Origin of the sequence: Pseudohaliea rubra DSM 19751 (assembly GCF_000764025.1) — a bacterium.
Lineage (GTDB): Bacteria > Pseudomonadota > Gammaproteobacteria > Pseudomonadales > Halieaceae > Pseudohaliea > Pseudohaliea rubra.
Genome location: NZ_KN234749.1, coordinates 114,692 through 124,965, shown reverse-complemented (window position 1 = coordinate 124,965; position 10,274 = coordinate 114,692). Strand labels below are relative to the sequence as shown.

The window sequence follows — 10,274 nt, the reverse complement described above, 5'->3', positions numbered from 1 at the left end:
GGCCGTGGAGCGGGGCCTGCGCAAGCCGCACCGCGGCGGCGCCGTGCGCTACGTGATCACCACCGCGGGCGCCGAGCCGGCGGACGACCCGCGCGCCCCGCTGGACTACCAGCACTACGTGGACCGCCAGCTCGCGCCGGTGGCCGACGGTATGCTGCAGGCGCTGGGGATGTCCTTTGCCGAGGTGGTGGAGGCGCAGTACGCGCTGTTCTAGTCGCCGATGCTAGTCGCCGAAAAACTCCGCCCGCAGCGCCGCGTAATCCCCGGCCGGCAACCGCGGCCCATACTGCGACACCACCTTGCCGGCCGCCAGGCTGGCAAAGCGCCCGGCGGTGGGGAAGTCCTCGCCGCGGGTGATGGCATAGAGGAAGGCCCCGGCGAACATGTCGCCGGCGCCGTTGCTGTCCACGGCGTGCACTCTATGTACGGGAATGTCGTGGGCTTCGTGGCCGTCGTGGCAGAGCGCACCGTCGCCCCCGCGGGTGATGACGAACTGCTTTGCCATGGCCTTCATGCGCTCCACGGCCACCGGCAGGCTGTCTGCCCCGGTCCAGGTGAGGGCTTCGTCGCCGTTGGCGAAGACCAGGTCCACGCCGTCGCCGACCATCTCGGCCAGCCCGTCGCGGAAGTGCTCGACGATGCCGGGATCCGAGAAGCTGAGGGCCACTTTAACGCCCGCCGCCTCGGCCAGCTGCCGCGCGCGGATGGCGGCGGCCCGGCCTGTGGGCGAGGTGACGAGATAGCCTTCGATGTACAGGTACTCGGAGGCAGCCAGTGCCTCCGGGTCGAGCTCGTCGACGGACAGCGTCTCGGAAACGCCCAGGTAGGTGTTCATGCTGCGCTCGGCGTCCGGGGTGATCAGCACGAGGCATTTGCCGGTGGTGCCACCGCAGCGCTCGCCGCGAAGCGGGTGGTCAACGCCGGCGGCCTCGAGGTCGGCCAGGTACAGGTCGCCGTCGGCATCGCCGGAGACCTTGCAGCTCATGAAGGTCGGCCCGCCGAACTGGGCTGTGGCGATCATGCTGTTGCCCGCGCTGCCGCCGCTGGCGTGGTTGGCCTTGATCAGGTGCCCACGTAGCCCGTCGAGCAGTTCGCCCTGCCGCGCCTGGTCAACCAGGGTCATGAGCCCTTTGTCGACGCCAAGCCTGCCGAGCTCGTCGTCGTTGACCTTGATTTCCGTATCGAGGAGCGCCGCTCCCATGCCGTAGACCCGGTATTTTTTCATCGTCGATCCGTATTCCTGCCGCAAAGCTGGCCATTATCCTGATCCGGTTGTTTCGGTGCCACTAGTGTGCGTTCGGGTGCCAGTAACATCGGCCCGGGCGGTGATTCCGGGGTGCCAGCTGAGCCGGGTCGGTCGTGGTAGTAGGGGGTTCCGGAATCGCAAAAGCGCCATCCATGGCAGCTCGGGCTCGGCATCCATGCCTCGCACGTTCCGGAACCCCCTACTACCACGCCCGCCCCTACCGCCGCAGTGTTTCCTGCAATGCCCGAATTGTTCTGGCGCCGCTGTAACCGCTGCCTCTGTCGTCGGTACGGCTCAGGCTCGGGCGGTGGGAAAAGGGGTGCCGGGGCGTCAGCGGACATGGATGTCCGCTGTCGAGCTGCCATGGATGGCGTTTTTGCGGTCCCGGCACCCCTTTTCCCACCGGCCGGGCCGGGACTAGTGGCACCTCGAAGCCCCCGAAGCCCCGAAGTCAAACCTCCGATAAGGTAAACTCGCCGCCCATGACGAAAACCCGCCGGCCGCTGCTCAAACTCGCCACCGTGCTCCTGCTCCTTGCCGGCGTGGGTGTGATCATGCTCGATGCGCGGATCACTGCGACCTTCTCCGATCGCATGTGGGCCCTGCCCGCCAAAGTGTATGCGCGGCCTCTGGAACTGTACGTGGGCACACCGCTGGCGGCAGAGGATCTCGCCTGGGAGCTGGAACTGCTCGGGTACCGGCCTGTGACCAGCGCCCGGGCGCCCGGGGAGTACTCGCGCAATGGCAGCGTCTTCGACATCTATACCCACGGTTTTGACTTCCCCAGCGAGCGCGAGCCGGCCCGGGGCGTGCGCCTGGTCATAAGCGGGGAGCGGGTTTCCTCGCTGAAGAGCGGAATCGAGAGCGTACCGCTCATGCGCCTGGATCCGCTGCAGATCGGCGGCATCTACCCATCCCATGGTGAAGACCGGATCCTGGTGCGTCTGGGCGAGGTGCCCGAGACGCTGTTGGCCGGGCTGCTGGCTGTCGAGGATCGGCGCTTCTACGAGCACTGGGGCTTTTCTATCACCGGCATCGCACGAGCCTTTTTCTCCAACCTGCAGAGCGGTCGAGTGGTGGCCGGGGGCAGCACGATCACCCAGCAGCTGGTGAAGAACTACTACCTTACCCCGGAGCGCACTATCGTGCGCAAGCTCACAGAAATCGCCATGGCCGTGCTGCTGGAGCTGCACTACAGCAAGGAGGCAATCCTCGAGAGCTACCTGAATGAGGTCTACCTCGGCCAGGAGGGGCCGCGGGCCATTCACGGTTTCGCGCTGGCGGCGCGGCACTACTTCCAGGCGCCGCTATCCCGGCTCGGCCTGCACCAGCAGGCGCTGCTTATCGGCATGATCAAGGGGCCGAGCCTGTACAACCCGCTGCGCAACCCCGAGCGGGCGACCGAGCGGCGCAACCTGGTGCTTGATGAGATGGCCGAGGCCGGGGTGATCAACGACGGCCAGGCGGCGGTGGCCAGGGCCATGCCCCTGGGGGTGAACCGGGCGTCGCGGGTGCGCGACGCCTTCCCCGCCTATCTTGAGCTGGTGCGCCGGCAGCTGGGCGAAGAGTACCGGGCGGAGGACCTGGAGACCCTGGGCCTCAGCATCTTCACGCCCTTTGACCCGATCCTGCAGCGGCAGCTGGAGCGGAGCACGGGCGCTGTGCTCAACGGGCTGGACCATGAGCTGGAGTCGGCGAGCATCGTCACCCGGGTGGACACGGGCGAGGTCGCGGCGCTCGTCGGTGGCCGGCAGGTCCGCTACGCCGGCTTCAACCGGGCGCTGGATGCGCGCCGGCCGGCGGGTTCCCTGCTCAAGCCGGCGGTATACCTGGCTGCGCTGGAACAGCCGGCGCGCTACACGCTCGCCACGCGCCTCGACGACAGCCCGCTGCGTCACGAGGGCAAGAGCGGGCAGGTCTGGGAGCCTGCGAATTTCGACGAGAGCTTCCACGGCGAGGTGCCTTTGCACGAGGCGCTGGCCCAGTCCTACAACGTGGCTACGGCCCGGCTGGGCCTTGAGCTTGGCATCGGCCGGGTGCGCGACATGCTCGAGCGTCTGGGCCTGCCGGAGGCGCCTGCCCTGCCGGCTGTGACGCTGGGTGTCGGTGAGTACTCACCCCTGATGCTCGCGCGGATGTACCAGGCTATCGCCGCCGGCGGCTTCCGCATGCCCCTGCGCAGCATTCGCGATATCGTCGATGCCCGCGGCGAGCCGCTGAAGCGCTACCCGCTGGCCTACGACCGGCGCGTGGACCAGCGCGCCGTGCACCTGCTGCACTACGCGCTGCGTGCGGTGGTACGCGAGGGCACTGGGCGCACGGTCTACCGCCGGCTACCGCGGGATTTTGCGGTGGCCGGCAAGACGGGCACAACCGATGGCTTTCGCGATTCCTGGTTTGCGGGGTTTTCCGGTGACCTGCTTGCCGTGAGCTGGATCGGCCGCGATGACAACCTCGCGACCGGGCTCACGGGCGCCACCGGCGCCGGGCGGATCTGGTCGGACTTCATGGCCGCGGCGGCGCGTCGGCCCCTCGCCTACCGCATGCCCGGAGGAGTGTCGCTGCACTGGGTAGACGAGGCCACGGGCCTTGCGAGCCGGGAGGGCTGCGAGGGCGCCCGGCTGCTACCCTTCATCGATGGCAGCGAGCCCGAGGGTCCCCGTGCCTGCGCCCGCCCTGGCAACCCGGTGCGCGACTGGTTCCAGCGCCTTTTTGGAGATGAATCATGAGTCTGCGTTCGCTGCTGGTCTTCGTTCTGGCCGGTTTCCTCGCTGCCTGTGCGGGGAGCCCGCCGCGAGAGACTCCGGCCCCGGTGGACACGCCCCCCGGGGAGAGCGGTCGGCCGGTGCCCGCGCCGGCACCGCCACCGGTGGCGCCGGCGACGGATGCGGTCGCCGACCTCCTCGCCCGGGCACGCGACGCCCGCGAGAGCGGCGAAACAGAGCGCGCCCTGGCGCTGCTGGAGCGGGCGCAGCGTCTCGATCCGGTCCGCGGTGCGCTCTACCTGGAGCTGGCGCGGACCCACGCGGCGGCCGGCGACGCGGCCCAGGCGAAGGCCTTCGCGGAGCGTGGGCTGCTCTACTGCCAGGGCAGTGAGTGCAGTGCCCTGGCGCCCTTCACCCGCTGAGACCCTGCCTTCTGCAGGCGGCGAGCCCGGTCGGGGAGAGACCCGACGGCCGCCGGGGACCGCGAGCCGGTCGCGGCGAAGACGCTGCTCCCACCTGCGAGGTGTCAGCCGGGCCTGTTCGTGACCGCGATGGTGAAGGCCCCGTCTCCCGGTATGAAATCCACCCGCTGGTTGATGCAGGCCGGCCGGTCGCCGGCGGAGTGGCTGACAAACAGCAGCTGGCTGTCGCTGCCGGCGGCTACGTGGTCTACGGCGCGCAGCAGCAGCCGGCGGTGCCAGGCGTCGAGGCCCAGCGTGGGCTCGTCGAGCACCAGTACCTGTGGTCCTTTCACCATGGCCCGGGCCAGCAGTACCATGCGCTGCAGGCCGAAAGAGAGGTCGTCGAAGCGCGCCGAGGCGAGTTCGTCGAGGGCCAGGGCCTTGAGCCAGGCTTCCGCCAGCGCCCGCTGGCCATCGCCCCAGTCATCGTAGAGGCCGATGCTGTCGAAGAACCCTGAGGTCACCACCTCCACCACGCTCATGCCGCGGGCAAAGGTCAGTTGCAGCTGCGTGTCCACCTGGCCGAAGTGCCGCTTGATATCCCACACGCTCTCGCCGCTGCCGCGGCGGCGCCCGAAGAGGGTCACGTCCTGGCCGTAGGCCTTGTGATTGTCACCGGTGATGAGCCCCAGCAGCGTCGACTTGCCGCAGCCGTTGGGCCCGGCAATGGCGCAGTGCTGGCCGTGGTCGAAGGTCCAGTGCACTCCCGCGAGCACCGCCGTATCGTCGAAGCGCACGGCCACATCGCGCAGGGCGATGAGCGGTGCGTCCTGCGGTGCCCGCGGCGCCCCCGGCGCGGGCGGGGGCAGGTCGCCGAGGGGCGGCAGCGGAGGCAGCATGAGAGCGCTGGTTTCCGGTGCCGCGAGCACCGCATCGCGTGGGCCGATGGTCGTGGCGCGGCCCTGGTCGAGGAGCAGCACGTGGCTTATGCCCCCGGGCAGGTCCGCCGGGTCGCGGGCCAGGAGGAGCACGGGCTGGTCGCTCGCCAGGAGGGCGTCGAGGGCGGCGTGCAGCCTGCGCTGGCTCTCGGCATCAAGGCCATCCAGGGGGCTGTCCAGGATCAGCAGCCCCGGCCGCTGGAGGACGGCGCTGGCGAGCAGGGCCTTGCGCAACTCGCCGGTGCTCAGGTAGCGCAGGCCGCGCTCCAGGATCGGCTCCAGGCCCAGCAGCTCGACCCAGCGCTCCCGCGCGGCCGTCGCCGGCAGCAGGTCCTTTACCCGGGTGCCCGGGTCCCGGGCGTCGGCGCTGAACTCGGAGACGTCCAGCTTGCGGTCCCGGTCGACCAGGGCGCGGGCGCGTTCGAAGCAGACATAGGCGATACCGCGTCGGGCGAGGGCGTCCGGGCGCCCCACGGTGCCGCTGTAGTGGCCGAGCTCGCCGGTCAGTATGCGGGCGAGGGTGGTCTTGCCCGCGCCGTTGGGCCCAAGGACGGCCCACTGCTCGCCGCGGCGGATACTGAGGGACAGGCCGCGGAGCACGGGCCGGGCCCGGTAGCTCACGGTGAGATCCTCAAGGGTAAGAAGGGTGTCGGGGGCGTTCACGGCGGGCTCCAGAGCGGGGGCCCTGGCGGGCCCGGTCGGGGGGCGCCCAGTTTACCTGCGAAGGGGCCTGCGCTTGTAGGCGTGCAGCTTGCTTAAGCGCGTTGCGGCTGGCTTAATCGGGCGCAACCTTCAACGCCCCCGGCCCTGTGTCTGTCGCACTCCTCAACCTCGTCGAGTCCCGCCTCGCCGACCACCGTCCGAAGCGCCACCGCCTGCGTCCCTTTATGAAGCGCTGCGCGGTCGCACTCGCGCTCCAGGTGCGCGAGGGGGAGCTTTGCGTGTTGATGATCCGCCGGGCAGAGCGTCCCGGAGACCCCTGGTCCGGACAGATGGCCTTCCCCGGAGGGCGCATGGAGCGCATCGATGCCAACGGCTTCGCCACAGCGGTGCGCGAGACGGAGGAGGAGGTGGGCCTGGTCCTCGACCCGGGGGAATGCGTGGGCCGCCTGTCAGAGGTGAATGCCCGCTCCCGGATTCGCGGCCTGGGCATGGCGGTTACGCCTTTCGTGTTCCGCCTGCGCCGGGACGTCACCTTCGCCCCGAACCACGAAGTGGCCGAGGTTGTCTGGGTACCGCTGGAATTCCTCCTCGACACTGACAATCGGGAGACCATGGTCTGGGAGCGTAAGTCCCGCTCCCTGACGCTTCCCTGCTACTTCTATGAAGGCCGGCGCATCTGGGGCCTGTCCCTGCGCATGCTCGACGAGCTGATGGAGTTGGTCGCGGGCCCCGGTGAGAAGCGTCGCTGGCGAGCCAGGTGAGCCCGTTGGGAGAGCGCGCGCTGTCGAAGCCGGCAACGCTCAGTGCGCCGCCGCCGTAGTCACCGTCTGAGCCGTGCGCCGCGCTCGGGTAACACGATGCCCGCATCGGCCTGATAGGCATCCCAGTCCCGGATAAGCTCGGCCAGCTTTTCCGGTCGCTGCGCTGCCAGATCCAGCTGCTCTCCAGGGTCCGTCGCCAGATCAAAGAGTTCCCAGCGGCCGCTGCCGGCCGGCGGCGGGATATGCAGGGCCTTCCAGTGGCCCTTGATGATTCCCCGGCGACCGGCCAGCTCGATACCCAGGGTGTCGGCCGCATCGCGTACCGCGTCCTGATGTCCCTTGATGATAGGTACGAGGGAGCGACCGTCCATGGCGTAGGGTTCGTCAGCGCCTTCCCCGCCCGGGTGCGGTACGCCGGCGAGCTCAAGTACGGTCGGCGCCAGGTCCATCACGCTCGTTGTGTGCGCGTTGATCATCCCCGCGGGGCCGCCGGCCATGGGATAGCGGATTGCGGCGGGTGAGCGGATCCCGCCCTCACTGGGCATGGTTTTATAAAGACGAAACGGGGCTTCGCTGACGTCAGCCCACCGGGCGCCGACGAAGGTAAAGGAATTCGCCCGGCCGATATTGTCGAAGGATTGATCAAAGTGCTGCGCGTGGTCGGCAATGTGTGGCGGTGCCCGGTCCAGGGAAAAGCCGTCGGCGCCATTGTCGGACAGAAACACCACAAACGTGTGCCTTAGTTGACCGCGCTCTCGCAAAAAAGCCAGCAATCGGCCTATGTTGGCATCCAGATCGTCGATCATGGCGGCATAGACTTCCATCTGCCGCGCCGCCAGAGCCTTGTCCTGTGCTGAGAGTTGTTGCCATGGCGGTACGGACGCGGTCCGCCCGGGGTCTTCGGCGCCTTCGGGCAGAAGGCCGCGTGCCTTTAGTCTCGCAAAGCGCTGTTTACGAAGCTGATCGTAGCCCTCATCGTAGCGTGATGCATACTTGTCCCTAACGTCGTCGGGCGCCTGCAGGGGCCAGTGTGGCGCCGTGTACGCTGCATAAGCGAAAAAGGGCTTGCCGTCGTCCAGCCCGGCATCGATATAGTCGATCAGCCGGCTGGTGTAAAAGCGCGTGGAGTAGAAATCGGCCGGTAGTGCCTCGACAAGCTCGCCATCTTCACGATAGATCGCACGCGGATGAAAGGTGGTCGCCCCCGCCATGTCCGCGAAGTGGCTCGCAGCGCCGTCCATGAGCGCGAAGGAGCGCTCGAAACCCCTGGCCGTCGGCGTCTGCGTCTCCGCCATCCCCAGATGCCACTTGCCCGCCATGTAGGTGTGATAGCCCGCGTCCTTCAGCAGGCGCGGTACCGTGACGACCTGATCGTTCAGGTAGCCCTCATAACCGGGCTTGCCGCGCTGGTTGGCACTGAGCAGGTCGGCCATGTTGCCGAGCCCGGCGCGATGGTGATCGACCCCGGTAAGCAGCATCGCCCGCGTCGGTGAGCACATGGCGGAGGTGTAAAAGCGCGTGAAAAGAATCCCCTGGTCGGCGATGGCGTTGATTTGCGGCGTCGGGATTTCGCTGCCCAGCCGGCTGATGTCGGTGAAACCCAGATCATCGGCTACGATGAAGAGGAAGTTTGGCCGCTGTTCCGGGCTACGTGACCCCGCTTTCTGTGCCTGTTGCGTCGCGCCGCCGGCAGCCGTCGCGAGAGCGAGCGGGAGCAGAATCAAGATCAAGAGCAGCGGTGTGGCTGCCCCCGGGCCACCTCGCGCTGGTCGCGAAGCCCGTAGCCAGGAAGTACGTGTCATCGGCTACCCCGTGGTGGCAGGGAGGGATCGACCCCCGCTACAAGGTCAATGGCCTGGAGGATTGCGACCGCGGTTGGCCGCGGAAACGCAAGGCTCGACAGCCAGGCGGCTTCCAGCGTGCCATCAGAGCGCACGAGAAACAGCCCCGGTTCACAGAAAACCGGCATTTCGCTCTCCTTGCGCGCGCTCGACAGAAACAGCCCGGAGGCTCTGGCGTCGCTCTCCGCAAGGCCGTAAGCCACCGGGAGCCGGGGCAGGGCCTGTTGCGTTTGCGCGGCGCGTTCTGCCGTGTCCATGCTGACGGCGAGCGCGCCGAAGCCGCGTTCGCCCAGCTCATCGAGGGAGGCGTCGAACTCTGCCAGCTGCGCCTTGCAGTAGCCGCACTGCATGCCCCGGTAGACCATGAGTACCAGACCCTTTTTGTCGCCAAGCAGCGACGTCAGTGTTTCACTTTTCCCGCCGGGGAACGTAAACGCCCTGACGGGAAAACTGTCACCCGGTTTTAAGGGTCTGCTCATGTCTATCCTCCCCCTCTCTGGCTCTGGCTCTGGCTCTGGCTCTGGCTCTGGCTCTGGCTCTGGCTGTGGGCCCGGCCGTCGTGCGTCCTGTTACGGTGCTCAGGCGGCCCACTCGGGGATTTCGATATCCGCCGTGTGTGGTGATTCGGGCATGGGCGACGGGAATTTGATAACCGCCGACCAGATCGACGGTCGCTTATAGAGACGCCGGGCATAGTGCTCAACACGCGGCAGGTCCCTCCACAGCGATGCCACTCCAAGCCATTGCATGCGATACAGATTGATGGCCCAGGCAAGGTCCGCGAGGGTGAACTGATCACCGCAGACCCAGGGGTTTGCGCTGGCTGCCAGTTGCTCGTCCAGCGCGTGGATGATCGCCTGGGCTTCCTGGCGCAGGGCCACGACCTTGCTGCCGTCGGCGAGCATTTCCCGGGCTGCTTTTTCCTTGGCGATCTTGCAGCTGTAGGCCGCCTGCAGCTCTGGGTCCTCACGATTCGCCTCAAGGAGCGTCTCCAGAGCCTCGAGCTTCAGATCATAGGACGTCGCCATGGCCTTCTTGATGAACTCCGGCCGTTGATCATCGTCTGGATGAGCACCGTAGAGCAGGGCCGGTTGCGGTGTCACGTCGACGATAGCGAGTTGCTCGAGAACTGCCTGTTTCAGTGCCGGGTCTTCCGGGATGAGCCTCGGTGTCCCCTCCGCGTCGAGATACTCGCAGATGACCTTCGAGTCGACGATGACCTGGCCCCGGGCGTGGTCCACGAGGGTCGGCACGACGCAGGCGTCGAAACCCTCGGTCTCAACCGCTGAGCGGCCACTGTAACCACTGGCCAGATCGAGGCCGCGCGCCCTGCCGCCGAGGAGCCGCAGGTGAACGTAGTTCGGCGAGTAATTCTCGGCCGGGGTCAGTTTGTCCGAGTAGATCCCGCGGCTGTTCAGGATGGACAGTTCGTGGGACAGGTAGGGGATTTTCTTCTCGGCCAATACCGCTCGCACCTTCTGCGAGCACACGGAAAACCCCGCGTGGTACAGCTCGAAGCGTGGCCGGTCGTCGCCACTGGCACCCACGACGTGATTGCGCTTCTCGTCCGTCAATTCAGCATTGAACGCCGCCGTCAGGCGCTCGATGTCGTCGCGTTCCTTGTTCATGCAGTGTCACTCCCTCATACAGGCGCTACAGACTGCGATAGCTTGCTGTGCCGCAATCCTCGTGGGCAATGGCAGGAGGTGCATAAACGCG

General features: G+C 67.5%; 9 protein-coding genes. 4 read left to right on the top strand and 5 right to left on the bottom strand.

Annotated elements, in window-relative coordinates:
• A partial coding sequence (locus HRUBRA_RS15360; protein ID WP_161787594.1) for a hypothetical protein occupies positions 1–214 on the top strand: 214 nt, incomplete at its 5' end.
• 9 nt (positions 215–223) lie between these two features.
• Here HRUBRA_RS15360 and HRUBRA_RS03640 read toward each other — a convergent pair.
• A complete protein-coding gene (locus HRUBRA_RS03640; RefSeq protein ID WP_035514616.1) occupies positions 224–1,225 on the bottom strand; it encodes an adenosine kinase in 1,002 nt (333 codons plus the stop codon).
• A 503-nt stretch (positions 1,226–1,728) separates the two neighbouring features.
• On the opposite strand from HRUBRA_RS03640, the gene mrcB reads away from it, so the two are divergent.
• Together mrcB and HRUBRA_RS03630 are read left to right on the top strand one after the other, a co-directional pair.
• Positions 1,729–3,975 (top strand): penicillin-binding protein 1B, encoded by a 2,247-nt coding sequence (gene mrcB, locus HRUBRA_RS03635; protein ID WP_035514615.1) that lies wholly within the window; start codon positions 1,729–1,731, stop codon positions 3,973–3,975.
• Positions 3,972–4,373, top strand: a complete 402-nt coding sequence (locus HRUBRA_RS03630) for a tetratricopeptide repeat protein (protein WP_035514613.1) — start codon at positions 3,972–3,974, stop codon at positions 4,371–4,373. The genes mrcB and HRUBRA_RS03630 overlap by 4 nt, the downstream gene beginning before the upstream one ends.
• Before the next feature lie 104 nt (positions 4,374–4,477).
• Here the strand turns inward: HRUBRA_RS03630 and HRUBRA_RS03625 are convergent, their stop codons facing one another.
• Complete coding sequence (locus HRUBRA_RS03625; protein WP_035514611.1) at positions 4,478–5,953, bottom strand: ATP-binding cassette domain-containing protein; 1,476 nt, start codon at positions 5,951–5,953, stop codon at positions 4,478–4,480.
• A gap of 146 nt (positions 5,954–6,099) precedes the next feature.
• On the opposite strand from HRUBRA_RS03625, the gene HRUBRA_RS03620 reads away from it, so the two are divergent.
• The gene (locus tag HRUBRA_RS03620; protein ID WP_035514609.1) at positions 6,100–6,714 is read left to right on the top strand and encodes an NUDIX hydrolase; all 615 of its coding nucleotides are present in this window, start codon (positions 6,100–6,102) and stop codon (positions 6,712–6,714) included.
• Positions 6,715–6,773: 59 nt separating this feature from the next.
• Here the strand turns inward: HRUBRA_RS03620 and HRUBRA_RS03615 are convergent, their stop codons facing one another.
• The 3 genes from HRUBRA_RS03615 to HRUBRA_RS03605 all read right to left on the bottom strand — a co-directional run bounded on the left by HRUBRA_RS03615 (position 6,774) and on the right by HRUBRA_RS03605 (position 10,183).
• Positions 6,774–8,438: an arylsulfatase gene (locus HRUBRA_RS03615; RefSeq protein WP_201771520.1), complete on the bottom strand. Its 1,665-nt coding sequence runs from the start codon at positions 8,436–8,438 to the stop codon at positions 6,774–6,776.
• A 74-nt stretch (positions 8,439–8,512) separates the two neighbouring features.
• The gene (locus HRUBRA_RS03610; RefSeq protein ID WP_084592425.1) at positions 8,513–9,034 is read right to left on the bottom strand and encodes a peroxiredoxin family protein; all 522 of its coding nucleotides are present in this window, start codon (positions 9,032–9,034) and stop codon (positions 8,513–8,515) included.
• A 99-nt stretch (positions 9,035–9,133) separates the two neighbouring features.
• Entirely contained in the window at positions 9,134–10,183 is a 1,050-nt protein-coding gene (locus HRUBRA_RS03605) for a glutathione S-transferase family protein (protein WP_052094337.1), read from the bottom strand.
• Positions 10,184–10,274 lie beyond the last annotated feature (91 nt).

Coding starts and splice junctions, on each gene's coding strand:
- HRUBRA_RS03640 (WP_035514616.1), bottom strand. CDS start 1,225: ATGAAAAAATACCGGGTCTACGGCATGGGAGCGGCGCTCCTCGATACG.
- mrcB (WP_035514615.1), top strand. CDS start 1,729: ATGACGAAAACCCGCCGGCCGCTGCTCAAACTCGCCACCGTGCTCCTG.
- HRUBRA_RS03630 (WP_035514613.1), top strand. CDS start 3,972: ATGAGTCTGCGTTCGCTGCTGGTCTTCGTTCTGGCCGGTTTCCTCGCT.
- HRUBRA_RS03610 (WP_084592425.1), bottom strand. CDS start 9,034: ATGAGCAGACCCTTAAAACCGGGTGACAGTTTTCCCGTCAGGGCGTTT.
- HRUBRA_RS03605 (WP_052094337.1), bottom strand. CDS start 10,183: ATGAACAAGGAACGCGACGACATCGAGCGCCTGACGGCGGCGTTCAAT.